Annotated in this window: 21 protein-coding genes; 9 read left to right on the top strand and 12 right to left on the bottom strand. The window is 68.4% G+C overall.

The annotated features are described in order from the left end of the window. On the top strand, nt 1-843 hold an 843-nt coding region (locus DM816_RS15865), incomplete at its 5' end, for an SDR family oxidoreductase (protein WP_117211006.1). Here the strand turns inward: DM816_RS15865 and DM816_RS15860 are convergent. Beyond that, nucleotides 827-2,425 carry a phytoene desaturase family protein gene (locus tag DM816_RS15860; protein ID WP_117211005.1) on the bottom strand — a complete coding sequence of 533 codons (1,599 nt, stop codon included), beginning with the start codon at nt 2,423-2,425 and terminating at the stop codon, nt 827-829. The two genes, DM816_RS15865 and DM816_RS15860, sit on opposite strands and share 17 nt — an antisense overlap. A 67-nt stretch (nt 2,426-2,492) precedes the next feature. Here DM816_RS15860 and DM816_RS15855 point away from each other — a divergent pair, with 67 nt between their 5' ends. Next, nucleotides 2,493-2,993, top strand: a complete 501-nt coding sequence (locus DM816_RS15855) for a DUF6098 family protein (protein WP_211588719.1) — start codon at nt 2,493-2,495, stop codon at nt 2,991-2,993. Here DM816_RS15855 and DM816_RS15850 read toward each other — a convergent pair. Beyond that, on the bottom strand, nt 2,990-3,892 hold the full coding sequence (locus DM816_RS15850) for an NADP-dependent oxidoreductase (RefSeq protein ID WP_117211004.1): 903 nt from the start codon (nt 3,890-3,892) through the stop codon (nt 2,990-2,992). The genes DM816_RS15855 and DM816_RS15850 overlap by 4 nt on opposite strands. A gap of 37 nt (nt 3,893-3,929) precedes the next feature. Continuing rightward, nucleotides 3,930-4,412, bottom strand: coding sequence for a cupin domain-containing protein (locus tag DM816_RS15845; protein WP_117211003.1), 483 nt, complete (start codon nt 4,410-4,412; stop codon nt 3,930-3,932). 326 nt (nt 4,413-4,738) lie between these two features. On the opposite strand from DM816_RS15845, the gene DM816_RS15840 reads away from it, so the two are divergent. The 3 genes from DM816_RS15840 (at nt 4,739) to DM816_RS15830 (ending at nt 7,129) form a co-directional block, all read left to right on the top strand. After that, nucleotides 4,739-5,062: a hypothetical protein gene (locus DM816_RS15840; RefSeq protein ID WP_162907512.1), complete on the top strand. Its 324-nt coding sequence runs from the start codon at nt 4,739-4,741 to the stop codon at nt 5,060-5,062. 279 nt (nt 5,063-5,341) lie between these two features. Beyond that, nucleotides 5,342-6,697 (top strand): endo-1,4-beta-xylanase, encoded by a 1,356-nt coding sequence (locus DM816_RS15835; RefSeq protein ID WP_117211001.1) that lies wholly within the window; start codon nt 5,342-5,344, stop codon nt 6,695-6,697. 84 nt (nt 6,698-6,781) lie between these two features. After that, nucleotides 6,782-7,129, top strand: coding sequence for a hypothetical protein (locus tag DM816_RS15830; protein WP_162907511.1), 348 nt, complete (start codon nt 6,782-6,784; stop codon nt 7,127-7,129). A 43-nt stretch (nt 7,130-7,172) separates the two neighbouring features. Here DM816_RS15830 and DM816_RS15825 read toward each other — a convergent pair whose 3' ends face one another. The 5 genes from DM816_RS15825 to pstS all read right to left on the bottom strand — a co-directional run bounded on the left by DM816_RS15825 (nt 7,173) and on the right by pstS (nt 11,863). Next, nucleotides 7,173-7,913, bottom strand: coding sequence for a winged helix-turn-helix transcriptional regulator (locus DM816_RS15825; RefSeq protein WP_117210999.1), 741 nt, complete (start codon nt 7,911-7,913; stop codon nt 7,173-7,175). 37 nt (nt 7,914-7,950) lie between these two features. Beyond that, a complete protein-coding gene (gene pstB / locus DM816_RS15820; RefSeq protein WP_246001964.1) occupies nt 7,951-8,742 on the bottom strand; it encodes a phosphate ABC transporter ATP-binding protein PstB in 792 nt (263 codons plus the stop codon). 64 nt (nt 8,743-8,806) lie between these two features. Then, nucleotides 8,807-9,718, bottom strand: a complete 912-nt coding sequence (pstA, locus tag DM816_RS15815; protein WP_117210997.1) for a phosphate ABC transporter permease PstA — start codon at nt 9,716-9,718, stop codon at nt 8,807-8,809. After that, the gene (pstC, locus tag DM816_RS15810) at nt 9,715-10,680 is read right to left on the bottom strand and encodes a phosphate ABC transporter permease subunit PstC (protein ID WP_246001963.1); all 966 of its coding nucleotides are present in this window, start codon (nt 10,678-10,680) and stop codon (nt 9,715-9,717) included. Before pstC ends, pstA begins: the two co-directional genes overlap by 4 nt. A 103-nt stretch (nt 10,681-10,783) precedes the next feature. Then, on the bottom strand, nt 10,784-11,863 hold the full coding sequence (gene pstS, locus DM816_RS15805; RefSeq protein ID WP_117210995.1) for a phosphate ABC transporter substrate-binding protein PstS: 1,080 nt from the start codon (nt 11,861-11,863) through the stop codon (nt 10,784-10,786). Between the two features lie 235 nt (nt 11,864-12,098). Between pstS and DM816_RS15800 the strand changes: the two genes are divergently transcribed. Beyond that, nucleotides 12,099-14,960 (top strand): AfsR/SARP family transcriptional regulator, encoded by a 2,862-nt coding sequence (locus tag DM816_RS15800; protein ID WP_117210994.1) that lies wholly within the window; start codon nt 12,099-12,101, stop codon nt 14,958-14,960. A gap of 84 nt (nt 14,961-15,044) precedes the next feature. Then, on the top strand, nt 15,045-18,488 hold the full coding sequence (locus DM816_RS44480) for a discoidin domain-containing protein (RefSeq protein WP_246001962.1): 3,444 nt from the start codon (nt 15,045-15,047) through the stop codon (nt 18,486-18,488). A 59-nt stretch (nt 18,489-18,547) separates the two neighbouring features. Here DM816_RS44480 and DM816_RS15790 read toward each other — a convergent pair whose 3' ends face one another. The 4 genes from DM816_RS15790 to DM816_RS45260 all read right to left on the bottom strand — a co-directional run bounded on the left by DM816_RS15790 (nt 18,548) and on the right by DM816_RS45260 (nt 23,580). Continuing rightward, a complete protein-coding gene (locus tag DM816_RS15790; RefSeq protein ID WP_117210993.1) occupies nt 18,548-20,104 on the bottom strand; it encodes a pectate lyase family protein in 1,557 nt (518 codons plus the stop codon). 244 nt (nt 20,105-20,348) lie between these two features. Continuing rightward, nucleotides 20,349-21,659 carry a hypothetical protein gene (locus DM816_RS15785; RefSeq protein WP_162907510.1) on the bottom strand — a complete coding sequence of 437 codons (1,311 nt, stop codon included), beginning with the start codon at nt 21,657-21,659 and terminating at the stop codon, nt 20,349-20,351. Between the two features lie 41 nt (nt 21,660-21,700). Next, nucleotides 21,701-22,627, bottom strand: a complete 927-nt coding sequence (locus DM816_RS15780; protein WP_117210991.1) for a serine hydrolase — start codon at nt 22,625-22,627, stop codon at nt 21,701-21,703. Beyond that, nucleotides 22,624-23,580, bottom strand: a complete 957-nt coding sequence (locus tag DM816_RS45260) for a LysR family transcriptional regulator (RefSeq protein ID WP_117210990.1) — start codon at nt 23,578-23,580, stop codon at nt 22,624-22,626. Before DM816_RS45260 ends, DM816_RS15780 begins: the two co-directional genes overlap by 4 nt. 106 nt (nt 23,581-23,686) lie before the next feature. Between DM816_RS45260 and DM816_RS15770 the strand changes: the two genes are divergently transcribed. Next, a complete protein-coding gene (locus DM816_RS15770; RefSeq protein ID WP_117210989.1) occupies nt 23,687-24,643 on the top strand; it encodes an MBL fold metallo-hydrolase in 957 nt (318 codons plus the stop codon). Continuing rightward, nucleotides 24,644-26,422 carry an alpha/beta hydrolase family protein gene (locus tag DM816_RS15760; RefSeq protein WP_211588718.1) on the top strand — a complete coding sequence of 593 codons (1,779 nt, stop codon included), beginning with the start codon at nt 24,644-24,646 and terminating at the stop codon, nt 26,420-26,422. Nucleotides 26,423-26,636 lie beyond the last annotated feature (214 nt).

Here is a 26,636-nt window from a genome sequence, read left to right as displayed (position 1 = left end):
GTCGGCCTGATCGCCCGCGGGGCGGCCGGGCTGGAGGCCGCGCGGCGCGAGTGCGAGACGAACGGTGCCGAGCGGGTCGCGACCGCGCAGTGCGACGTGGCCGACGCCGACGCGGTGTTCGCGGCGGCCCGTGCGCTGGAGGCCGAGCTGGGCCCACCCGACGTGTGGATCAACAACGCCATGGTGTCCGTGTTCGCACCCACCTGGGAGATCACGCCACGCGAGCATGCCCGCGTGATGGGGGTCAACTACCTGGGCACGGTCCACGGCACGCTGGCCGCGCTGGAGTCCATGCGCGTCCGTGGCCGGGGCCGGATCGTGCAGGTCGGCTCGGTGCTGGCCTATCGTGGCATCCCGTTCCAGTCGGCCTATTGCGCGTCGAAGCACGCGATCCAGGGCTTCGTCGACTCGCTGCGGCCCGAGCTGCTCCGCGAGCATCCCGGGATCACGGTCGGCATGGTGCAGCTGCCCGCGGTCAACACGCCGCAGTTCTCGTGGGTGCGCACGCGGCTGCCGCGCCATCCGAAACCCATGGGCGACAAGATATTCACGCCCGGTGCGGTGGCGGAGGCGATCGTGTGGGCGGCCGACCATCGCGTGCGCGAGGTGACCGTCGGCGGGCAGGCGATCAAGGCGAGGATCGCCAACGCGATCGCGCCCGGCTGGCTCGACCACAAGCTGGCGGCCGAGGGATACGAGGGACAGCAGACGGGCGAATCGATCGACCCGGGCCGGTGGCGCGACAACGTGGACGCGCCGTTGGACAACGAGCGCGATTACGGTACTGACGGGGAATTCGGGGAAGAGGCGGAAACGCGCGTGGTGCTCAAGGCCGGACGATAGACGGGCGATAGAGGGCACGATGGGCCGCGCCCATCACGGCCCGATAAACAAAGCCCGCCCGATGCCTGGCGAGCGCGGCGCGGGCGGCGTTTGCTCCGGGCGCGCCGTGCACGCCACCGCCCGGATGCGCTGAAGCGCTGGCGAGGAAGAGCCCGTCGATGGGCGTGTCCGCGCGGCCGAGCCCCGGGATGGGGCGCAGGAAAAGTTGTTGGTATGCCGCGGCCGTCCCCCCGCCGAGCGCGCCGCCGACCAGACTCGGGTTTTCGTCCTCCAAATCGGACGGTCCGGAGACGTGTTTGCCCACAATGGTTTCCGCGAAGCCGGGCGCATGCTTCTCGATGGTTTCCTGAATGCGTTGGGCGTGCTCGGCGATGACGTCGGCGGGCCAGTGCTCGGCGTGCGGCAAATGCGTATAAGCCCAAAGCGATTCGGTACCGGCCGGCGAGCGCGCCGGATCCGCCGTCGTCATCTGTCCAACCAGGACGAACGGCCGGGACGGCACGTCACCCGCCGCGAGATCGGCCGCGTATCGCGCCAGCCCACGCATGTCCACTCCTAAGTGGACCGTGCCGGCCCCACCCACCGCCGGATTGGCCCAGGGCACGGGAGACGACAGCGCCCAATCGACCTTCACCGTCGCGCCGTCCCAGCGGAAGTGCGCCATGTCGTCGATCAGCCGCGCCGGGAGCAGCCGCCGGTCGAGCAGGTCGAGATAGAGCGCGGGCGCGGGCACGTCGGCGAGCACGGCCCGGCGGGCCCAGAAGGCCTGCCCGCCGGCGCACCGCACCCCGGCCGCACGCCCACCGGACACGGCCACGTGTACGGCCCGCGCGTCGCAGATCAGTGTGCCGCCCTTGGCCGCCAGGCGGGCGACGAGTGCGTCGGTCAAACGTTGCGCGCCTCCGTCCGGTACCGGAAAACCATATTGCTGCCCAAGCATCGCCAGCAGCCACCCGTAGACGCCACCACCGGCGTCGTGCGGGCTCAGATCGGTATGCAGGGCACAGCCGGTGAGCAGGAGTTTGGCCCCCTCACCCGCAAACAGCTCACCGGACAGCTCTTCAGCGGACAGGATCAAGCGGCGGGCCATGCGAATCGCGCCCGCGGCGCGAAGCGTGCGCAGGAGCGAAAAGCCGTGCCGCACCGGCGGAAAAGGGGTCAGCAGCGTCTTCACCAGAGCATTGCTCACGCTGCGCCACTCGCGATGGGTGGCGAGCCAGCGCTCGCCGTCGCCGGGCGCGAACGCATCGATCGACACCGCTGTCTGGGTGGGGTCGCGGTTGAGCACCACGGCCCGGTCGTCGGGGAGCAGGTGGGCAAGCACATCAGGGGCGTGCCGCCAGCGCAGGCCGTGCTCGTCGAGGCGCAGCCGACGCAGGGCGGGCGAGCAGACCGCCAGCGGATAGAAGGCGCTGCACAGGTCGCTCAGGTAGCCGGGCGCGGCCAGCTCGCCGGAGCGCACCGCACCGCCCGGCTGGCCCGTCGCCTCCAGCACGACGACCTCCCAGCCGGCGTCGGCGAGCAGGTTCGCGGCGACCAGGCCGTTGTGCCCGGCGCCGATGATGATCGCGTCCGCGTGCATAGGTATTACTACCCGGCCCGGTGGGAATTATCACGGTTACGGCCTGGCGGGCGCGAGAGGAGGCCACGTGGCACAGCAGCCGACCGCGGCGAGCGGGGGGCCGAGGCGAGACGTCCTCGGCCATGACGTGATGCGGACCATCACCGATCTTGACGAGCTTGCCCGGCTGGTGCGCGATGTCCGGGACGAAGAGCTGTATGTGCGGTGGTCCAAGGGTCCGGCCAGGGACCTGGCGCACACACAGTCCAGCCGCGACGAGCTGACCGGGGTGCGGCTGCCGGGCCTGTCGGCCAACCCGCTCGCGGTCGAGCCCTGGTGGGGCGAGCGGCCGCTGCGGCTGTGGGTGGCGCGCAGGCTCTACGACTATCGACACCTGCCGAAGCGACGGGGTCCGCAAACGCGGCCGTGGGTGCTGGCCGGGACGGAGATCGGGCGCGGGCCGGACAACGAACCGCTGGTCATCTGCCGGCGCCCGATCGCGTGGATTGCCGACGGTGTGCTGGCGGAGGCGGACAAACTCGTTGACTCCCAAGCGGTACGGAACTGGGGGCCGCTCGATCGCGGCTAAGGCACGACGATGACGACCTTGCCGCGCCCATGGCCGGTTTCGACCGCGCGATGGGCGTCGGCCGCGTTCGCGAGCGGGAACGTCTCGCGCACGTGGATTTTCAAAATGCCTTTCGTGTACAGCTCGACGAGCTCCGCGAGGCGGGCCGCCGAGCGCGCATGGGGTGTGACTCGGATGCCCAGCTCTTGCGCCCGCCCGTGCTCGACGAGGGTCAGGATGCGGCCGCGGTCGGACACCAGGTCCAGCGACACGGCCAGCGCCTCGCCGCCCGCGCCGTCAAGCACAGCGGTGACGCCTCTGCCGGCGAGCCGCTCAGCGAGCCCGTCGCCGTACACGACCGGGGTCGCGCCAAGTTCCCGTAGGTATTGTTGGTTGGCCGCGCTGCCCGTGCCGATGACGGACGCTCCATAGTGGACGGCGAGCTGGACCGCGGCCGTGCCGACCCCGCCCGCCGCCCCGTGCACCAGGAGCGTGTCGCCGGCCTTTATCGCAAGCTCCTGCAACGCGATGTGAGCGGTCTGCGCGCCCGCGCTGAACCCGCCCGCCACCTCCCACGGCATGTCCGTTGGCTTGGCGGTCACCTGGTCGGCCGGGACCACGATGTATTCGGCGTACGCGTTGAGCTGCCCGAAGCCGAGCACCTCATCCCCCGAAGCGAAGCCTGTCACGCCATCGCCGGCCCGGTCGACGACCCCTGCGAACTCGTTGCCCGGGATCTTCGGCAGGTCATGCGCCACGCCCGCCGGGAACCAGCCGGACCGCACGGCGAGGTCGTATGGCTGCACGCCCGCCGCGCGGACTCGAACCCGCAGCCGGCCGGGGCCGGGCTCGGGTACCGGAAAATCCATCAATTGCAACACTTCTGGGCCGCCATGCCGGGCGAACGCCGCCGCTTTCATCACGCGGCTCAGTGTGCAACCTCAAGTCGACTTTAGGTCAAGAGTCGACGTTGACCTGGTCGTGGCGGGCGAACAGGTCGGCCCATTCCTGCTCGGTGAGCGTGCGTGCGGTGGCCCGGATGTCGGCGAGCTCCTCGAAATACTTCTCCCGCGCGATGCCCGGCGCGAACAGAATCAGCATGGACGCGGCCACGTCGGCGTTGTTGGAGAAACCGTGCAGCCCGCCCGGCGGCACGTAGAGGAAGCCGCCCTCGGAGACATCGAGCCACTTCTCGCCGTTGTAGAACGTCACGACCCCCGCCATGACATAGAACGACTCGGAGAACGTGCGGTGAAAATGGGCCCCGGCTCCGCTCGCGCCTGCGGGCATGTCCCAGCGGAACAGCCCGAACTCGCCCCGCGTCACCGACCCCGGCGCCACGAACGTGGTCGATGTGCCAGTCTGCGGGTTCATCCGCAGCGACGGCACGTCGGTCCGCAACACCGCGCTGGCCTCGCCCTTTTCGCCGAGATACGTCACGCCTCGCAGGCTATCGCACCCGCTGCGCGCGTGGGCGTGGGAACTCACGACAGCGATGAACGCGGCTTGGGGCGAGGGTGTGGCCTTCGAATCACGAGTTGCAAACCGTGCTCCCGGCAAGAAACGCCATCGCTGCCGAGAGTCCGCTGCCGTCCGCGGCCAGGGTCGTCTCCCAAAGTACGGCAACCTTAATCTTGCCCGTTGTCTTGACCCTCCCGCAGATCGCAGTTTAGCGCCGGGATCGCCGCCTTCGGTTGGCGCGCTAGCGCGGATAGCCTCCTACAAGCGTCCTGGACGTCATGGGAAGCTGGAGCCCGATGTTTGACATGAGACTGCACCTCCCCACGAAGCCCGCCGACGACGCCGGCATCGACGCGGTTCGCGCGGAGGAGGAGTACGCGACACGGGTGATGGTGCTGTGCGAGATGCTTGCGGCGACCGACACCCGGTTTCACGTGGAGGGGTTCGGTTCGGACGACTGGCGGCTCGACGTCTCCTATAATCTGTCCGCGGTGATGGAGCAACTGCCCGTCTGCAGGCAGCTGGCGCGCAACTTCGGTGAGGCCGTGGGCATTGCCGCACCGAGCCTGGCGCGGCTGGCGCCCTTCGACAGCTGGGCCACAGGCGAGTACGACTGGGTTGGTCGGTAGCGGTTGGCGCCGACTGATCTATCGGAAGGCTTGCGGAACTGGATCGTGCGTTGGTTCGGCACTCCGAACATCAGCACGGGTCTCACCTGACCGGATGCCACCGAAAGTTTCCGGAATCTATTGACGGGATTTTCGAAACACTGACATACTTCCCATCCACCGAGGTCGATGGTGGCCGCTCCCTTTCAGGCCGTCCATGTGCGACCCCGAACGACGCCCATACCCACCAGCGCCGGGCAGCGCAGGTCCCGCGCGACCGCCCGGCAGAAGGGGTACAACATGATCAGTCACTCCGTCCCACCGGCTCGGCGAGCGCGTCTCGGCGGAGGAGCCCGAGCCGCGCTCATCGTCGGGGCACTCAGCGCGGCCAGCATCGTCGCCGCGATGGCGTTGCAGAACACCGCCACCGCCGCGAGCACGCTGGGCGCCTCCGCCGCCGAGCGTGGCGGCCGCTACTACGGCACCGCGGTCCCGGCGAACAAGCTCAGCGACGGCGCGTACACCACCATCTTGAATCGAGAGTTCAACCAGGTGACGCCCGAAAACGAAATGAAGATCGACGCCACCGAGCCGAACCAGAACCAGTTCACTTACGGACCGGCGGATCAGATCGTCAGCTACGCACGGTCGCGCGGCATGCGCGTCAAGGGACACACCCTGGCCTGGCATTCGCAGCAGCCCGGATGGATGCAGCAGATGTCCGGAAGCGCCCTTCGCTCAGCCATGCTCAACCACGTGCGGCAGGTGGCGACCCACTTCCGCGGCCAGGTGTTCGCCTGGGACGTGGTGAACGAGGCGTTCGAGGAGAACGGCTCGCGCCGCAACTCCAACCTGCAGCAGACCGGCAACGACTGGATCGAGGCCGCGTTCCGCGAGGCGCGCACCGCCGACCCGAACGCCAAGCTGTGCTACAACGACTACAACATCGACAACTGGAACTACGCCAAGACACAGGCCGTGTTCAACATGGTGCGCGACTTCAAGAACCGTGGCGTGCCGATCGACTGCGTCGGCCTGCAGTCGCACTTCACCGGCGGGTCGAACTACCCGAGCAGCTATCGCACGACGCTGCAGCAGTTCGCCTCGCTCAACGTCGATGTGCAGATCACCGAGCTGGACATCCGCAACGCGCCGGTCGACGCGTACCGCAACGTGACCAACGACTGCCTGGCCGTGTCGCGCTGCACGGGCATCACGGTGTGGGGCGTGCGCGACTCCGACTCGTGGCGTTCGAGCGAGAACCCGTTGCTGTTCACGGGAAGCGGGGCCAAGAAGCCGGCCTACGACGCGGTGCTCGCCGCGCTCAACAACGGCGTCATCCCGACCGCAACGGCGCCCACCTCCTCGCCCCCGGGCGGCGGTGGCTGCACGGCATCGATCTCGGCCGGCACGGTGTTCGGCGACCGGTACAACACGAATGTCGCGGTCTCGGGCAGCAACAACTGGACGGTCGTGATCGCTCTGCCGTCGCCGCAACGGCTGCAGTCGAATTGGAACGCCACCGTGACCGCTGACGGCTCCGGCCTGGTGCTCACCGCCCGCCCCAACGGCAACGGCAACAACTTCGGCTTCACCACCTACTTCAACGGCAACACCGGCGGCAGACCCACTATCCGGTCCTGCACCGCCGGTTAGCGACAAACAAGGGCCCGGCCGGGCGGGGCAGCAGGCTGTTCCGCCCGGCCGATTTTGTCCGTGGGCGTGTCTAGCATGTCGCGCATGAGTCTTGCGTTGTGGCCCGTCTTCGAGGATCGGCACGAGCACGGTCTGGTCGACGAGGGAGTCGTGCTGCTGGAATTCATCGAAGAGCTCGACGAGCTGGCGGTGGCCGCGGGCCACGCGCCGCTGTCGGACTTCGCCGCTGTCGACGACGTGCCGGCGGAGGAGCTCTGGCATGGGCCCACCGACGCTGTGGCGACGCTTGACGCGCTCGTGTCGGCCGTCGGCTCGGCCGAGTGGACCGCGGAGCGCGATCAAGAGTCCGTTTTGGACTGTCTGCAGGCGTTCAGGGTGGTGGTGCGCGAGGCGGCCGCACGCGGCACGCGGTTTCACCTGAGCCTGGCGTGACGATCTGACGGCGCGGAAAAGCGTTGACCTGTGCGCGTTCGCGTTACCGAGCGATCGGCGGCACCAGGCGATAGCCGATGTGGCGCACGGTGATGATGATGTGCGGCTTCTTCAGGTCGTCGCCGAGCCGCTTGCGCAACCGTTTGATGTGGACGGTCAGCGTGTTGGAGCCGGCCTCGGCGACCCCACCCCAAATGTGTTGATAGATCTGCTCCCGTGTGACCACGCGGTCGGCGTTGTTCATGAGGAACCGCAGCACGAGATATTCCCGCAGCGGCAGGGTGATGAGCCGGCCGTGCAGGCGCACCTCCATGGTGGCCGGGTCGAGGGTGAGCGCACCGCATTCGATGACCGGGTCGAGGTCGCCGCCCAGGCGGTCGGGACGGATGGCGCGCAGGATGGGGATGAGCTCGTTGACGCGGTAGGGCCGGGCGACGCAGGCGCGGGCGCCGCCGTCGAGCACGGCAGCGGCGTCGATGCCGTCGGCGGTGCTGATGCCGACGACCACCGGGACGCTGGCGCGGGCGAGCACGGACACGATTTCCGTGCTGCTGATTCCGCCCGCCTGCGCAGCCGCAGCCGCAGCCAGTACCGTATCGGGTTTCAAAGATCCGGCGGCAAGCAGGGCTTCGGCCGCCGTGGTGCACACATGAACCTCGATGTGATGGCGGGTGAGCTCGGTGGCGAGCTCACCCGCGATGACGGGGTCGGAGTCGGCGATGACCAGGACGAACCGCAGTCCTGGCCCGCGGCGGACAGCGGCAGGCTGGGGCATGGTGGTCATAAGCATTGGGCCCTATGTTCCTTATCCGAACCGTCGCTTAGCCGAACCGGCCCGTGATGTAGTCCTCCGTGCGCTTGTCGTTGGGGTTGGTGAAGATGCGGCCGGTGTCGTTGAACTCGACCAGCCGGCCGTGGCGCACCTGCTTGTCGTCCACCTCGGCGGTGAAAAACGCCGTGTAGTGCGAAACCCGGGCGGCCTGCTGCATGTTGTGCGTGACGATGACAATCGTGAAGGTGCGCGATAGTTCGTGCATCAGGTCTTCGATTTTGCCGGTGGCGATCGGGTCGAGCGCGGAGCACGGCTCGTCCATCAAAATCACCTCGGGCTGCACGGCGATGGCGCGGGCGATGCACAGGCGCTGCTGCTGACCGCCGGACAGCGCCAGTCCGCTGGTGTTGAGCTTGCCTTTGACCTCGTCCCACAGGGCGGCGTCGCGCAGTGCCTTCTCCACCCTGCCGTCCAGGTTGTCCTTGATGCCATTGATGCGCAGCCCGTAGGCCACGTTCTCATAGATGGACTTGGGGAACGGGTTGGGCTTCTGGAAGACCATGCCGATCCGGCGGCGCACCTGGATGGGATCCACATTCGGCGCATACAGATCCTGGTCGTGGAAGGTGATCGTGCCCTGTATCCGGGCACCGTTGATCAGGTCGTTCATCCGGTTGAGCGATCGCAGCACAGTGCTCTTGCCACAGCCGGAGGGCCCGATCATCGCGGTGATCTGGTGTTCACGAATCGGCATGGTGGTGCCACGCACAGCTTCGTAGGCGCCGTAGAAGACGCTCACGTCTGTGAGTTGCATGACGGTTCTTGCTGAGGAGGTCGGCATGGCAGACGCGTTTCCCGGTATGAGGGTGGATATGGAGGTTACGGAAGTCATTTGTCTCAACACCTCAACGGTTCTTGATAGCGAAGCGGCCGGCGATGAATCTTGCGAGGATCGTGAAGACCAGGACAATCATCATCAGGGTGAGGGCCGCGCCCCAGGCTCGTCCGTGGGCGGCTTCGAACGGCTCGACCGCGTTCTTGAAGATCTGCGCGGTCAATGTCGTGTTATTGCCCTCGAACAGGTTCCAGTTGGTCCAGGTCACCGTCCCGGCGACCACGACGATCGGTGCGGTTTCACCGGCCGCGCGGGCGATGGCGAGCATGGCGCCGCTGGTGATCCCGGAGATCGCTGCGGGCAGCACCACCGACACGGTGGTGCGCCAGCGGCGCGCGCCCAACGCGGCGCTGGCCTGACGCAGCTCGTCGGGCACGAGCCGGAGCATCTCCTCCGAGCTGCGGATGATGACCGGGAGCATCAGGCAGGCCAGTGCCAACGCGGCGGCGAAACCGGTTTGCTCACCGACCGCCAGCACCCAGACGACCAGGATGAACAGACCCATCACGACTGACGGCACGCCGGTCATGACGTCTGCCATCGTGCGGATCACCCGGGCCAGCAGGGACTGCTTGCCGTACTCGTTGAGGTAGACAGCGCCCAGCACGCCCAGGGGGATCGACAGCAGCGCGGCGGCTCCGGTGATGATCAGCGTGCCCACCACCGCTGGGCCCATGCCCGGCCCGGCGACGCGGGCACGCACCGGAATGTCGGCGGTGAGGAAGTCGAGATCGACTATTCCCACCCCCTTGGCGAGCACGTGGTAGATCACCAGTAGCAGCGGAACCCCCGCAGCCAGCACTGCCAGCACCATGAGGAGGCGGGCCGTCAGGTCTATGGCACGGCGGCGCAAGGGCAGCGCCGCCCGGCTGAGATCAGGCGTTGCCGCCGACCGCTTGGCCGGCGCGGTGGCCGTGGTCATGCGGTGGCTCCCTTCATCCGGACTTCGGCCCTGCGCACGATGACGCGAGCGAGCAGGTTGATCAGCACGGTCATGACGAACAGCACCACACCCATGACCATCAGCACGGCGGTGAAGGTGCCGGAGGACTCCCCGAACAGGTTGACGATGGCTCCGGGCAGCGCGTAGCCGCCGGCGAACAGGTTGGGCGTGATCTGCACGGCGCTGCCCATCACCAGCGCGACCAGAATGGTCTCCCCCATCGCCCGGCCCAGACCGAGCATGATGGCGCCGACCACGCCGCCGAAGCTGTGCGGCAGGACCGATCCTTTGATCATCTCCCAACGGGTGGCGCCCAGCGCCCATGCCGCCTGTTTGTCCGAGTCGGGGACGGTGTCGAACACCTCCCGGGAGATCGAGGTGATGATCGGCACGATCATCAGGGCGAGGATGATTCCGGCGGTCATGAAGTTGCGACCGCTGGCGGCCTCGCCGAACAACCTGCCGAGCACGGGGATACCGCCGAGCGTCCCGTGTAGCCACTGGTACACGGGGACCAACGCGGGCGCGACCACCAGGACGCCCCAGAGCCCGAACACCACGGACGGCACGGAGGCGAGCAGGTCGATGAAGGTGACCACGGTTCCGCGGACGCGCCGGGGGGCGAGCTCGGTCAGAAACAGGGCGATGCCCAGCGAGACCGGGACCGCGAAGATCAGGGCGATGATCGACACCACCACGGTCCCGTAGGCGAAGGCGAGCAGGCCGTAGATCGGCCCGGCGGGCCCGTCGGCGTCCGGATCGTTGGGGACCCATCGAGTGTTGGTGAACATGTCCAGTCCGGCCTCGCGGAAGGCCGGCATCGATTGGCTGATCAGGCTGCCCAGGATCAGGCCGAGGATGGCCAGCACGGCGATGCCGGCGATCAGGCATATCGCCCAGAAGGTCCGGTCCGCAATCCGGCTGCGCGCTTTGCTGGACATTGCCAGTGCTGGATTTGGCTGCTGCGTCATCTCATCTCCGAAGGGTGACCGGTGGGGCCGAGGTCGTATCCGACCCGGCCCCACCTCAGACTCATCAGCTCGTTCAGCTGACCTTGTCCAGCTGCGCGAGGGCCTTCTGCTTCAGCGAGTCCGGCAGCGGCGCGAAGTGCACCTCCTTGGCCAGTGCCTGGCCGTCGGTGAGCATGTACTTGACGAAGGCCTTGACCAGCTCGGCCTTCTTCGGGTCGTCGTACTTGCGCTTGACCAGAAGGAAGGTCGGCGCGGTGATCGGGTAGGCGTCGGCACCGGAGGCGTCGAGCGGGTCGTAGGACAGGTCGTCGTTCACCTTCGCCCCGTTGAGACCGGCGGTGGTGCCCTCCAAGGTCGGCAGAACGAACTTGCCGTCCTTGTTCTTGATGGCGGCGAACTTCAGCTTCAGCGTGGTGGCGTCGCTGAGGTCGACGTAGCCGATGGCGCCGTTGACCTGAGTGACGATCTGCGCCACACCCGTGTTCTTGGCGCCGCCCTGGGTGTCGGCCGACCATTCCACCGTGTCGCCGGTGCCCAGCTTCCAGGTGTCCTTGGCGGCCACCGTCAGGTACTTGGTGAAGTTGGCGGTGGTGCCGGAGCCGTCCGTGCGGTGCGCCACCGTGATCGCGGTCGCGGGAAGGGTGACACCCGGGTTGTCCGCGGCGATGGCCGGGTCATTCCAGGTCTTGATGTCCCGCTGGAAGATCTTGGCGACCGTGGCGGCGCTCAGCTGCAGCTTGTCCACGCCCTGGAGGTTGTAGGACACCGTGATGGGAGCGGCCACGGTGGGCAGGTAGTAGAAGGAGTCCTTGGCGATGCCATCGGAGTCTTTGACCAGACTGTCCGAGCCGGCGAAGTCGACCAGCCCCTGGGCGAACTCCTTCTTGCCGGTGCTGGATCCAACCGAGTTATAAGTGACCTTGAGGTTTTTCGCCTTGCCCTGCAGCTCGGCGACGATCTCCTGGTAGAACGCATTCGGGAAACTCGCGCCGGAGCCTTTGAGCTCGCCTGAGGCGCCTTCAATGCCGGTGGCCGCAGACCCCTGCGGCGTGGTGCTCGGTTGGCCCGAGCCACAGGCGGCAAGAGCGATCGCAGTGATCGCGGCGAGCGCGACACCGGCGACGCCGCGCCGCGAAAGCACTTTTTGGTTCACAGGAGGTTTGCCTTCCTAGATGGTTGACGGCCTGCTGGCCTTGCTCCTGCGACCATGCCTGTCCGAGGTAGCCGAAGATTCCGATCCAGGTGAACGTGGCGTGAACAGAGTGGACCCCGAGCCTGACCGGCTGTGGCGCCTGTCATGACAATGTGCCTGATGGCGGTATAGCGCGGACGAAGCCGACACGGGCGCTACGATCACGGGCGGCGAGCTGAGAACTCCGAGGGGCTGGATGGGCGACGTGTGGGTGTCGGTGCTCGGGCCGATGCGTCTGCGCGTGGATGGTGTGGAGGTCCAGATCGGCGGACCGCGGCCGCGCACGGTGCTCGCGCTGCTCCTCGCCGCCGGGGGACATGTCGTGTCGACCACGACGCTGATCGAGCAGCTCTGGCCGGACCGGGCTCCGGGCAAGGCCGAGAACACCTTGCAGGGCTACGTTTCCTTGCTGCGGCGGCTGCTCGAACCTGGCCGCAGCGCCCGTTCCACAGCGCGCCGCGTCGTGTGGGAGCGCACCGGGTACGCGCTGTATCTGCCTGGGGGAAGCGTTGATGTGTACCAGTTCGAGCGCATCGCGGCCGCAGCCCATGCGGCGCTCGCGGCACACCGGCCGGGCGCTGCCGCGGCGATGCTGGACACGGCGCTTTCGTTGTGGCGTGGCCGCCCGTACGAAGACGTTCCGGAAGCACCGATGCTGGTCACCCACGCCGCCCGGCTGGAGCGCATCCGGGCGGCGGCGGTCGTGGACCGGCACGCCGCCGCGATCGCGTTGGGCGAACACGCCGGCGCGATCGCCCCGCTGACCGCCCTCGCCGACGAGTCGCCTTTGGACGAACGATTGTGGGAGCTGTTGGCTTTGGCGCAATACCGCGCCGGGCGACAGGGCGATGCGCTCGCCTCGTTGCGCACCGCGCAGCGACATCTCGCCGAGGAGCTGGGGGTCGATCCGGGCGAGCGGTTGCGCACCTTGGAGTCGCAGATCCTTGCCCAGTCACCCGGTCTTGGCGGGCCGGCGACCCGGGTCGCGGACGAGACCGCGCTGCCGACCGGGCGGCTGCCCGTGGCACTGGACGAGTTCGTCGGCAGGCGGGCCGAGCTGGGCACCGTGGCTGAACTGATCGCCCGGCACCGGTTGGTGACCCTGGTGGGTGCGGGTGGGGTGGGCAAGACCCGGTTGGCGCTGGAGGTGGCCCAGTCGGTGCGGGCGTCCTCGGGTGGTGGGCCGTGGCTGGTCGAGCTCGCCCCGGTGCGCGACGCGGGGTTGGTGGCCGCGACGGTCGCGAGGGCGTTGGGCCTGGTCGGGGTCGACGGCGTGGACCTGCTGACGGACGTGCTGCGGGGCTGGGAGACCCTGCTGGTGATCGATAACTGTGAGCACCTGGTGGACGCGACCGCGGAGGCGGTGGCCGCGCTGCTGCGATACTGCCCGGGGCTCCGGGTGCTCGCGACATCGCGGCAGCCGCTGCGCGTGGCCGGTGAGACGATCGTGCAGGTCGAGCCGCTGCAGCTCGACGACGCGGTCGATCTGTTCATGCGGCGCGCACAGGTGTTTCACCCCGGCACACCCGCCGGCGAGGTCGACGAGCGGCTGATCCGGCGAATCTGTGCGGTGGTCGATGGGCTTCCGCTGGCCGTGGAGATCGCCGCGGCACGGTCACGGGTGCTTCCGCTGGACCGGCTGGCCGACGGCCTCACCGGCCGGCTCGGCCTGCTGACCGGCGGCAAGCGCGGCGGCCCAGCCAGGCACCGCTCGGTGACAGCGGCGTTGGACTGGGGATACTCGCTGCTGGAACCGACCGAGAAGGATCTGCTGCGCATGGTCGGCGGGTTCGCCGGAGGATTCACGCTCGACGCGGCCGAGGCGGTGGCCGCCGCCGTCAACCCGGATCCCGGCACGCAGGTGTTGGAGGGCATCGGGAATCTCGTGGATCGCTCGCTGGTCATGCGCGGCCCGGGTGATCGGTACCGGTTGCTGGAAACGGTGCGCCAATTCGCCAGGCACCTGCAGACGCCCGCGGAGCGTGCCGCGGTCCAGCGAGCGCACCTGCGGTGGGTACTGGAGATAACGGAGGAAGCCGATCGCGCGATGGTTGCGGGCGGGGCCGCCTATTGGGGCTCGCGGCTTGAGCAAGAACGCGACAACATCCGGGCGGCCCTGGCCGCCGCGCAATCCTTCGGCGATGCCGTGTCAGGGCTGAGGATCGGGTCGTCGCTGATGTGGTTCTGGTACCGCTGGGGAGCCATCAGCGACGGGATATCCCTGTTGCGCCGGTTCCTGGATGCCGCGGGCGCGGAGGCTCCCGCCGCGACCCTGGCCCGCGCCCGGTTCGCCCTCGGTGGGCTCAATTACCTCGGCGGCGACGTCGCTCAGGCGCACACCCTGATGACCTTGGCCGGCGAGACGGCCGCCCAAGCCGGGGACCAGGTGACGCAGGCCCGTTGCCTCGGATACGCGGCACACTTCGCGATCCTCCTGGGCACGCCGCCAGAGCAGGCCTTGGCCGAAGCTAACCGGGGTGCGCGGCTCGCGCTGGCCACCGATCTGGACTGGGTGCGGGCCGAGGCGACGGCCTCGCTCGGGGTGGTGAGCGGCCTGGCCGGCGACCTCGACGCGGCAGTGTCCTATCTGGACACAGCGTGGCGGACGGCACTGCGCTGCGGCCACGAGTGGGTGCTCTACTCCGCGTCCTGGGCGCTGATCAAAACCGAACGCGCCCGGGGGCGGGCACGGGCGGCCGCCGACCTCGGTGCCGCCGTGCTCACGCACCTGTCGCGATCCGGTGACCAGACCACCTGGCTGATGGTCGCCCACACCACCGCCGGGGCGCTCGCCGAACTCGCCGACACCGGCGCCGCGTCGGATATTCCAGCGGGCAGCGATCCCGCCCGCGATGCCGCGCGGTTACTCGGAGCGGTCGAAGCGATGTCTGCCGAGATCGGGTTCGCGCCTGTGCGGACCGACCCGCTCGACGCGCCGGCGGTCCGGCGTGCTGTCGCGGCCGCGCTGCCGGCTGGGCGGTTCGAAGCGGCGACGCGTGCCGGGCGGAGCCTCAGCCGCGACGACATCAGCCGGATTTTGGCCCGCTACCGCCTCTGAACAGGATTTCCAGTGACCTCGCAGTGCTGATGCCGACACTGTCCCGGCCCGTTCCGCGCACCGCGGACGGTGAAGGAGGTCAACGTGTCATCCCAACCCCGCCAGGCACCGCCGGGTCGGCGGATCGCATGGCTGCGCCGAACTGCCGGGCTGCTCGCAGCGGTCCTGTGCCTGGCCCTGGCACCGGCAGCACCCGCAAACGCCAACGTAAACATAGATGAGCAGCAGTTCCGCAACCACGTGTTCGCCGCCTACATGCGCGTGCACGCACCCGGGTTGCAGGGCCTCAAAGACATGGTGCTATCCGTCGCGGCGGCGGACTGGCGCCGGGCCAACCCCGCAGCGACCACCGCGGACATCGCTCGGCACATGGCAAGGGTCAAAGGTGCCATCGACGCGACGTACGTCGCCGACATCTACGGCGCCGGGCTCTACAACGGCATGATCAAGTTCATCGAAGCCGCATCTGGCGTGCCCGGCGTCTCGATCGCCACGCCCGGGCTCAAGGTCTTGCTGGAGAGCACGATCGGTGAGAACCTCGCGCAGACCGCCGCCATCGAGAATCAGGTCACGGGCGCGTTCCAGACCAACATGTTTCTGACCCACTACTACCAAACACAGCGCTGGGCATGGGAGGACGTCACCCGGCTCGGGCAGCAGGACGCGGACTTCACCGCCGCCTGGAACGGCATGGTCGGCGGCCGGGCGGGCGTCACGCTCGATGCCACCGTCGACAACCTGCTGGCCGATCCGCTCATCGCCACCTACTTCGACGTCGAGGCGATCCTGCAGAACCAGAGCTCGCAGACCGCCTACCTGCAGGAGATCCGCGAGCAGGTGCAGGCGGCCTTCGCCGCGCTGAGCGCGAAGAACGACCAAATCGTGGCGCAACTGGCGGCCGCGTCGCTGCGATATCCGGTCGGTCCCGGTCCAAAGCCGACGCCCGAGGCGTACACACAGGCGCTTCGTCAGGCCGCCGACCGGCAGGTCGAGCTCGACGCCCTCGGATCGGGGCTGTTCATCCTGTCCACGCTCGCCGGGTTCGTCGACCCGGCCCTGGGCAATCACATCTCCACCCTGGGCAAGGCCGGGTTGGCGATCGCCACGGCGGTCAACAACTATCTGCCGACGGTCGCCGGTCTCACGGTCGGACAGGCGCTGTCCTCGCTCAGCACGATGACGTTGACCGGCAACATCCTCGGTGCGGTGATGAGCATTCTGCCGATGTTCGCCTCCGGACCCACGCCGGAACAAATGATCATGGACCAGATCCGGGAACTGCGGCTGGACGTCAGCAACCTGCGGGTGGAGATGAACACCCGGTTCGACGCGATCGAACGCGCCCTCACCATCGTCTACTCCGACCTGATGACACAGTTCGCCAAGCTCTCCGGGGACATCAGCGTGATCCGCGGACAGCTCAGCGACATCCAGCAGACGCTGCTGCGGATCGACTCCAAAGTGGACACTCTGGCGCTGTTCACCGCCCGTGCCCTGCAGAACTCCGCCCTGGCGCCGCTGCGCACCGATGTCAACGGCTATCTGAACTATCAGCAGCGGACGGGACAGCCGATTCCGGACTACAGCACCTATGCGCAGGTGGAAAACACCTTCCATCTCGCCTCGTGGCAGACGTCGCGGCAGGAGCCGTTCGCCTCGACGGAAATCAACAACACGGGCGTGGAGAACGCCGCCAACGTGCTGAACACCTACGGGCCCGGTGGCTCGGTGTCGTACTTGACGTGGCTCGCTCAAAACCGGTACGGCGCCGCCGTTCCGACGCCCGCCAAGACCGTGCCGAGCGCGGGGGTGTTTCAGCTCGGAGCCCGCGCGTACGCCGCCTTGCAACTGCAAAACCCGGCCTATGCGCAGCGGATCGCCTCTTACCGGTCCACCGAGATACGCAACACCGGCAGTGACTACCTCACGGCAACCCGATGGCTGAGCGCGCCGAACTCGGACGGCACCACCAACAATGTCTTCACCGGCATCGTCAGCGAATACCGCCGCGACGTCAACGCCGTGTCAGCGGAACTGCTCAAGGTACGCAACCGGATCTCGGGGGGCGCGTATAGCCCGTTCGGAGGAGCGGACCAGGCACCGCCCACCCGGATCGCCGGCCCGCCCGGAATGCCGGTCTGCGGCAAGCCCGGCACGTCGGTCATCAGCGCCGCCGGCAACACCACCTACACCACGCTGCCCAACGTCTACCAGACCGCGGCGCTGGCCATGCCCAGCGACAACAAGCCCGCCTTCTCCTCATGCTGGACGGCCGCTTGGGCCGACATCGACGGCGATCCCACGGAAAACACGTGGGGCAGCGTGCGAATCCAGGTAAAGAACCAGATCCAGTGGCCGGGCCAGCCGGCACAGGACATCAGGACCGTGACTCACCAGAGTTACTTCGGCTCGATCTGTACCTACAACGTCAAATACGACACGCAGACCTGCAAGGATGCGGTCGACCAGGTGCGCGCCAACTGGAGCTCCAAGTACAAGGCCTTGGTGGAGCAGTCCTCGTCGGTTTTCCTCAACCCACCACCGTTCGATGACACCCACCGGCGGACCACGGCCGCGCTGCAAGGCAAGGCACTGCAGTACTTCCAGACGGTCAGCGCCGAGATTCGCGGCGACACCGAGCTCGGCCGCGCCAACCGGACGCTGACCCGGACCCTGTCGCTGATCCAGGCATACACCGAGGTCGCTTTCCCCAAGGCCTTGGAGGGCAACGCGATTCTGAACTCGCTGCTGTACGGCAACCAGCGCCTGCTCGGCGATTACGCGCCGCTGCCCGGCATCCCCGGTGACAGTGGGTTGACCAACGCGTTCGAACGCGCGAAGGACAACTATTCCGGCTGCGAGCAGAGCAGCGCGGGATTGCCGTGCAAAATCGGGTACTCGCCGAACGTCAAGGCCGGGCAGGCCGCACCCTACGACAACGACTGCCCGGTGGCCGACGCGGTCGGCGACCATGTCGCCAACTGCCTCGCCGGTTACCTCACACCGCGCTCGGATCTCCTGGCCGCGCAGTACGCTCGCCACTCCCGGGAGCTGTTCGACAGGGTTTACACCGAGGGCTCGCCGCAGATCGAAGCCCTGGTCACCGAGCTCGGCACCGTGGACCGCATGCTGCACACCGTCACCCCGCTGTCGCTAGGCCGCCCGGTGACGAGCTCATCGAACGAGGAGACAACGGGCAACGTGGCGCGCTACGCCGTCGACGGCGACACCACGACGCGTTGGTCCAGCGCCTACACCGACCAGGAATGGCTGCAGGTCGACCTCGGCTCGGCACGCGCCATAAACCGGGTGGTACTCAACTGGGAGGTGGCATGTGGCCGGGCATTCCAGATCCAGACGTCGCAGGACGGTGTCACATGGACAACCGTCTACTCCACCACAACCGGAAACGGGGGCGTTCAGGATCTGAGCGTCTCCGGTAACGGGCGGTACGTGCGCATGAACGGCACACTACGCGCGACGCAGTGGGGCTTCTCGCTGTGGGAGTTTCAGGTCTACGGCACCTGACCCGGCGAACCGGCTGGGCGGGGCCGTCCAATTTGGACGGCCCCGCCCAGCGCGGGCCGCTATGCGGCGTAGGTCTCGAACTCGGCCACCCGCGGTGTGCCGGTCGAGCTGGTGATCCTGAAGGTAACCTTGGTCATCGAGGTCGCGGTGAACGTGATGGTGCCCGCCCCGCTGCCCGATCGCAGGACCGCTCCGGTGTCGGCGTTGATGACCTGCCAGGATCCGATGTACCCCACGGCTCCTGACGCCTCACGGATGACGATCCTGGATATCGACTTGGCGGAGCTCCACTTGATCGAGATGTCACCGGTCGAGCCGGCCGGCGACCAGTAGGTGCTCATGTTGCCATCGCGCACGTTGCCGTAGCTCGTCCCGTCGGCCTTGCTGGACCCGTCGGAACCGGCCCCAATGCTCAGATTGGTCCCGCTGGGTGAAGAGGTGGCCGACGGCGTCGGGCTCGTTGATGGCGAAGGGCTGTTGGTCCGGGTTGGGCTGGGGGTCGGTGACTGCGTGCCGCAGTTGCCGTCGGACACCAGCAGGCCCTTGTTGGCGCCGGCCGTCTGGCTGACGATGCTGGGCACGCAGCCGGCCCCGTCGAGCCGGTACGAGTAAGGGATGCTGACCGTGGTGTTGGACTGGACGTCGGGCCCGGCGGGGTAGTTCTCGCTGCCGGGGGCCGACCAGGTCACGTTGTCGAAGATGTTGCCGCTGACCTGCCAGTAGCCGCGCTCGTTGGTGTAGAAGGTGCCCAGGACGTCCTTGGAGCTCCGGAAGTAGTTGTTGTCCACCTTGGCGCGAGCTCCGGCCCGGGAGTTGATGCCGGACTCGACGAGGCCCACGTAGTGGTTGTTGTAGATGTGGGCGATGCCGCCACGCAGCAGCGGCGTGCGGGAGTCGATGTTCTGGTACAGGTTGTTGTTGTAGGTGATGTAGCCGTTGGACAGGTCGCTTTCACTGGAGCCGACGAGGCCGCCGCGGCCGGAGTTGCGCAGGATGCTGTAGGACAGGGTCACGTACTGGACGTTGTCCTTCATGTCGAACAGGCCGTCGAACCCCTCCGCCTCACCGCCTGAGGCCTCCAGGGTGACGTGGTCGACCCACACGTTGCGCACGTCGCTCTCCATGCCGATGGCGTCACCACCGTTGGACGTGGGCGAGCCCGACTTCTTGACGTTGCGGACGGTCACGTTCCGGATGATGATGTTGCGGGCCTCGCGGATGTGGATGCCCAGCTGGTCGAAGACGGCTCCGCCACCGACTCCGACGATCGTGACGTTGCTGATCTGCTTGAGCTCGATCAAGCCGTCGGCCGTGTTGCAGCTTGGTCCCGACACCTTGCTGGTGTTGCCGTGGTTGATGGTTCCGGAAACCTCGATGATGATCGGGGTGCTGCTGCTGGCCCGGTTGCACAGGGCCGCATGGATCGCGGTGCCCGTCGTGGCCCGCACCGTCTGCCCACCCGCGCCACCGGTCGTTCCACCGTTTTGGGTCGCGTAGCCGGTGACGCCGCCGGTTGCCGCGGACGCGCTCGGTACCGACAAAGCCACCCCGGCCGCGGCCACCACGGCCGTCGTGGCCAGCGCCGCGTAGAGCCGCGATGCGACTGGTCGTCTCATGCTCGCCTCACCTTCGTCTCGCTTGTGTGGGGTGTTGCTGCTGCTGAATTGCGTGATGATCGCGACGGGCCGCGCATGAGGCGGGCATCCCGCAGCGCGTGGCGAACTCCTGTTCCCGGCCCAAGGAGTGAATATTGGTGAACCTCAGGGTATGGAAAGCGCTTTCCCTATTTCAAGAGCAGGCGTTTGCAGGTTTGTTGCAGCCCGCGGGCCGGATCAGAGCCGGGCCACGCAGCGTGGGCGGTCAGCCGGCGTTGGTCGTAAGCAGCGCGGCGTCGAGGTCGACTGGGCGTTCCCAGAGCGCTCGGGGCAGACGTGCGTTGCTGGCGGTCCAGTCCATGATCAGGCGCGGCACGCCGTCGCGGGTTTCGAGCGAGACCACAGGCTTGGCGCTCCGGTTGAGGCCCTTGAGTCCGAACAGGACAATCGGCTCGCCGGTGGGACGCCGGCGGCGAATCGGATCGCGCTGCGCCTCCCACACCCGGTGCGCGGCGGCCAGCCGCCACGGTGCGCAGTTGGGCAGCTGCTCGTACAGGCGATTGACCCAGCCGTCGGTGTACCGGGCGTACTCGTAACTGATCGGATATCCGGCCAGCAGAGCGGCGAGACGGGTGTCGACGTCGACGCCGCAGAGGGTGAGCGCGTCGGTCAGCGCGCCCTGGTCCAGCAGGTCCACAATGGGCCGCACGTGCTCGGCATTGGGCAGCTGCCAACGCGTTTCAGGTGGGGTGTCGCGGTGGGCGGTGCTCCACAGCCACGGCAGATTGTCCCACCGGTGGTCCTGATTCTCGCCGATCAATGCCTCGATGCCGATGACAAGCGAGTCGCCATCGGCCCGCACCGCCAGCCACGGCCCGCGCTTGGCGAGCTTGGTGTCGTATCGAGCGAGCACGACGACCACGCTCCTGGCGTAGCGGCCGTGGCGATCGCGGGGGAAGTGATAACACAGTTGCGCATGGTCGAGCTGCGCCAGATCCTTTTCCGGTACCTCGGACGCGTCCACCGCGAGCCTGACGCTCGGTGCGCCGGCGGCCGATTCGCGCGCGGCGATCTGCCGGGCCAGCTGGGCGCGCCTGCGGTCCGGGTCCAGCTTGGGCGGCGTGGCCCGCAGCGAGTCGCGATAGCCGTACCAGAGCCGGATCGCATCGATCACGGCCTGCTCGTCGTGGGTCAGCCTGCGTGCCGCCCAGAGCGCGTTCGTCCCGGACGGGCGCAGGGTGCGATCGTCGAATGTGGTGATTTCGAACGCGATGTCACCGCCGAGGTCGTACAGGATGTCGAGATCACGCACCCAGGTGCGGCGGTCAGGCGACAGGCCACCCTCGCCCGGCGGCACCGTGCGGCGCACACCCACCACCGTGACCTGCATGCGGCCCGGCCCGTCCGGCTGGTCGACAACCAGGCCGGTCAGCCCCTCGGGCATGAAGCCATACAGGTCGTAGTACCGCTGCAGCACGCCGAACATGGCTTGAATGCCGAGCTCCTGTAATTGCGCCGATAGGCTGGCGAGCAACTGTTCACGGTGACTGCGGTGCGCGTCTGGGAGCTCGGACACGCGCAGCATTGTGCCAGGCTCACCCCGCCGCTGTCGCGCCGTCAGCGGCGGAGGCTTTCGAAGGCGGAGCGGGCGGCCGCGCCGATGGCCAGATCGATGTCGTGGGCGATGCTCGCCCGGCGGTGCGAGCGGGTGAGGGCGGCGACCGCGATCCGGTCGCCGGATTCGCTTGCCACCACGCCGATTTCGTGTCGCAGGTGCAGGAACGTGCCGGTCTTGCCACTGACCCGTACCGTATCGGCGCGCAGGTCGCTGGACAGGCGTTGGGTGAAGACCTGCAATGCCATGAGCCGGCGCAGTTCGGCGGTGGCGGCCGGTTCGGAGATCCGGTCCAGCCAGACCCGCTGCAACAGGTCGACGAGGGCGGCCGCGCTGCCGACGTTGGCGTGGGCGGGATCGAGGGTCTCAATCGCGTGCTGTCCCCCGGCGTCGTCCCGGATCGCCAGCTCCAGTGCCAGGCCGAAGTCGTCGCCGGCCACACCCGCGGCGCATTCGTACATGCGGTGCATGCGGTGCCGGATCCGGATCCCCGCGCAGCCCCACGCCCGCAGCCGCTCGTCGACCGCGTCCACGCCGACCAAGTCGAACAACGCGTCGGCGCTGGCGTTGTCGCTGACGGTCAGGCTCTGGTGGACGAGATCGGCCACGGCGAGGGTCGCCGGGTAACGGAACGCGGCCACGCCGGTTGGGCCGACGCTCTTGGCTGCCGGGTCGATGGTGACCGGCAGCGCGGGATCGAACGCGCCGGTGGCGATCCGGTCCAGCACCACCAGTGCCAGCGGAACCTTGGCCACCGACGCCAGCGGCACCGCAGTGTCCACATCGAACCCGAGCTCGTCGCCGGTGTCGATGTTGCGGGCCAGCAGGTGGCCGGTGGCACCGACCTCGTGCCACCGCTCGGCGATGGACTCGGCGACCGCGAGGAGATCCGCTGTGCTGGCGACGACCGCCGGATGGCGTGCGCTCATCCGCGTGCTGCCAAGCCTGAGCGCGGATCTGGACCGGTGCCGCCGCCGTCCGCTGCGGCGGCCCGCTCGGCGGTGCCGATCGCATCGGCGAGCAACACTCCCATCCAGTCGAGAGCCTGGGCCGCGCGGTCACCGGCCCGGCCGGCGGCGAGCTCGTATCCACGATGGAGCGTCGCGTCGGCCAGCGGCGTCCATGCCAGGCCGTGCCGGCGGGCGAACGCTTCGGCGCAGAGCAGCACGGCATGGCCGGCGAGCGTCTCGGCAACCGCGGTCGCGGTCGACGCGGCGCGCTGGATGCGCCCGTCGGACAGGCCCGCGCGAGCCGCCGCCTTGATCAGTCGGTCCGCCGCGAACCCGGTCTGGTCCTCCGCAGTGACGAGGACCGGCGGCACCGGGCCGCGTCCGCCGCGCGGTGGTCGCAGACTGTCCAGGTGTACCGGGCGTCGGCCCGACGGGCCGGTCAGGGGCACGGCGGACCCGAGGCCGAGCGGAATGCGATGGCTCGCCGTCTCCGGTGGCACCCGCAGCAGCGCGAACGCCAGTGAGCCGTCCGCCAGGCCGCTCTCCCGGTCGTCGGCCGCCAGCTCGCGCACCCGGATCGGCACGCCGTGCTCGGTCGCGGCCCGGATCACACGCGCCAGCGCCGCCGGCTCGGAGTCCGGCGGCACACCCACGGTGTGCGGCGCCGCGGTCACGGCCGTCCTGGCCACCTGGCGCAGGTGGTCGACCCGGCTCAGCACGTCTTTGGCGTGGGGCAGCAGCAGCGCGCCGAGGTCGGTGTTGGTGACCTGGCGCCCCGAGCGGTCGAACAGCTCGCCGCCCAGGTGTTGCTCCAGCGTCTTGATCCGCCGGCTGAGCACCGGTTGCGCGACGTAGAGCACATCGGCGGCCCTGGAGAAGCTGTGCTCCTCCGCCACGGCGACGTATGCCTCAAGGTGCGCGAGCAGGTCCACCCACCCAGCTATATCAAAACGCTATGGACTGCGACGACATCTGTCTTGGACATAGTGCGGGTTCAGCTGGTTGGCTCGGACTTGATCTTCACGACGGAGGAGTCTCATGGCCACACCCCCACTCGGTCGCCGGCGCTTCCTGCGCACCACCGCCGGCGCGGCGCTGGCGAGCGTCGCCACCGGCGCGACAATCCCGGCCTCCGCGGCCGCTACCCCTAGCCGGCCCGCGCCGGCCGGCCCGGTCCCGACGTTGCGCTGGCTCGGTACCTCCGGCTGGCGCATCGACATCGGCGAGAAGACCGTGCTGATCGACCCATACCTGAGCCGCTTGCGGACCGGGCGGCCCGCCGACCTGGACACCCCGCTGGTCGTCGACACCGAGCGCATCGCCGACCACCCCGGCACCCCGCAGACGATCCTGGTCACGCACACGCACTGGGATCACTTCAACGACGTGCCGCATATCGCGCAGCGGTCCGGCGCCCGCGTGTTCGGCACGCTCACCGCGTACCACCTCGGGCTGGCCTACGGGCTGCCCTCCAGCCAGCTGAGCTCGGTCAAGGGCGGCGAGGTGCTCGACTTCGGCGATTACACCGTCGAGGTGATCGCGTCGCTGCACAGCCGCAACGCCGCTTATTCGGTCGCGATCCCGGGCGTGCGGATGACGGTCCCGGCCAGACCGGCGAAGATCGGAGACCTGCCGGAGGGCGACACCCTCGCCTACCAGGTGACCCCGCGCGGCGGGCCGTCGGTGTTCTTCATGGGCGCGAGCGACTTCGTGGCACGCAACCTTGCCGGACTCGCGCCCGACGTCGCGATGATCGCTGTGCCGGCCACCGATGCCACGCACGCCTATGTGCCGCGCCTGCTCGACGCGCTGGACCGGCCGGGCACCGTGGTGCCGGTGCACTGGGACGACTTCGAGGCGCCGCTGACCAACCCGCCGAGCATCCTGCCCGGCGACCAGAAGCGGCTCGACGCGTTTGTTGCGGCCGTGCGCAAAGTCGCGCCGCGCACGGACATCGTGCTGCCCGAATACTTGACCCCGTACACGTTCGGCTAGGTGGCCGTGATCGGGTGCGCTTTGCTGGTCGCCGTACCAGGCATGCTCGTGCTGTGGCTGTGGGCCAGGCCGCTGTTGTCCAGCCGGTGGACGACCCCGGGCTGGTTCGTCGCGACAGCCGGGCTCTGCGTCGTCGCGGCCGCCGTCACGTGGTTCATCGGAGCCTTCTCAGGGTCCTCTTTGGACCCGGAAGAGTCCTGCCACGCGGCGGGCACCACCTACGACGAGGCCTACCGCTCGGCACACTGGCGAGAGCCGTCGCGCCTGTTCCCCTTGCACAACAAGTGCAACGCCGCCTACGACCTGGTCCCGGCATGGGTCAACCCGGCCCTGGTGCTCCTGCTTCTGGCAGCCACCACCTGCGTGGGCGTGGCCGTCTGGCTGGCCGTTGCCAACAAACGAAATGGATCGCCCGTGAAGACGATTGTCAGCGCACTCGTGTTGATCGCCCTGCTCGGCCCCACCGTCAATCCGAATGCGGCGCTTGCGAAGTCCACCGCCACCGCGTCTCATGTCGAGGGCGTGCTGCCGGACGGCTCGGCGTATGTGATTGATGTGCCGGCGAATTGGAACGGTACCGTGCTGCTCTACAGCCACGGTTACGTGCCCGATGGCGTGTCCAACCCGGCCCGCAACGCGCCAAGCGACGCCGTCCGCAGCGCGTTGCTGGAAGCCGGTTACGCCCAGATCGGATCGTCGTACCCGGAGACCGGCTGGGCCGTGGCGGGAGCCCTGCCCGCACAGCTATCCACATTGGACGAATTCCGGGCTCGGTTCGGCCCGGCCCGGCGCACGATCGCTTGGGGCACGTCCATGGGCGGCATGGTCACGACCGGGCTCGCCGAGCGGTACAGCCACCGGATCGGCGGCGCCGTGACCATGTGCGGAATCCAGCAAGGCGCGGTAGCCAACTGGAACAACGCCCTCGACGCGCTGTTCGCCATCCGTGCCCTGCTGGCGCCGGGCTCGACCGCACCGCTGGTGCGCCTGCCCGACCAGGCCACGGCACTGGCCTCGGTCGCCGAACTGACCGCCGCCCTCGACGCGGCGCAGGCAACCCCGCAGGGCCGCGCACGCATCGCGCTCGTTGCGGCGTTGCGCAACATCCCGGCGTGGACCAACCCGGCTCAGCCGGAGCCGGAACCGGACGACTACGACACCGCTGCGCGCAACCAGTTCGAGGTACTGCGTCAATTCATCAGAACGGGACTCTCCTGGCGGCAGGATGCCGAGGAGCACGCCGGCGGCAACATGTCCTGGAACACCGGCGTCGACTACACCCGCATGCTGGCTCGCTCCGCCGGTCGGCAGCAGGTCGAGGCGTTGTATGCGCGGTCGGGGCTGTCGCCGCGCGATGACCTGGCCACGCTGGCCGCGCAATCGCGCATCGGCGCCGATCCCGCGGCAGTCGGCTACATGAGCCGAAACATCGCCTTCACCGGCCGGCTCACCAAGCCGATGATGAGCATCCACACCACCGGCGACCCAGGCGTCCCGGCCCAGGCCGAGCAGGCGTATGCCGAGGCGGTCAGCGATGCCGGCCGCTCGCGGCTGCTGCGCCAGGCGTTCGTGCACCGGGCCGGACATTGCACGTTCACCACCGGGGAGATGCTCGCGGCCGTTCGCACGCTCGAACACAGGATCAGCACCGGACGGTGGCCCGACACCGGACCCGCCACGCTGAACCGGCTCGCGGCGGAGTTTGAACCCGCGGCCACCCACGGCTACGCCGCTTACCAGCCCACGCCATATCCCCGGCCGTTCCATCTTCCCCACTGAGGCGTCGTGCTGGATCCGAGCGATGCCGCATGCCCTTGCCCCTTTCGTAACGTCGGGCTTTCAACGACCTACCGGACGCGGCGATGAACGAGCTGGGTGGCCGATTGCCGGCCGAATTGCCGTGACACAGCGAAAGCTGAGACTGGCCGGTGTGCCGACTGCCATGCTGGAAGGCGGGGACGGACCGCCGGTGGTCATGCTGCACGGTTCCGGT

This window comes from Allorhizocola rhizosphaerae, assembly GCF_003426775.1.
Taxonomy (GTDB): Bacteria; Actinomycetota; Actinomycetes; order Mycobacteriales; family Micromonosporaceae; genus Allorhizocola; species Allorhizocola rhizosphaerae.
This window is presented reverse-complemented; position numbering and strand designations above follow the sequence as displayed.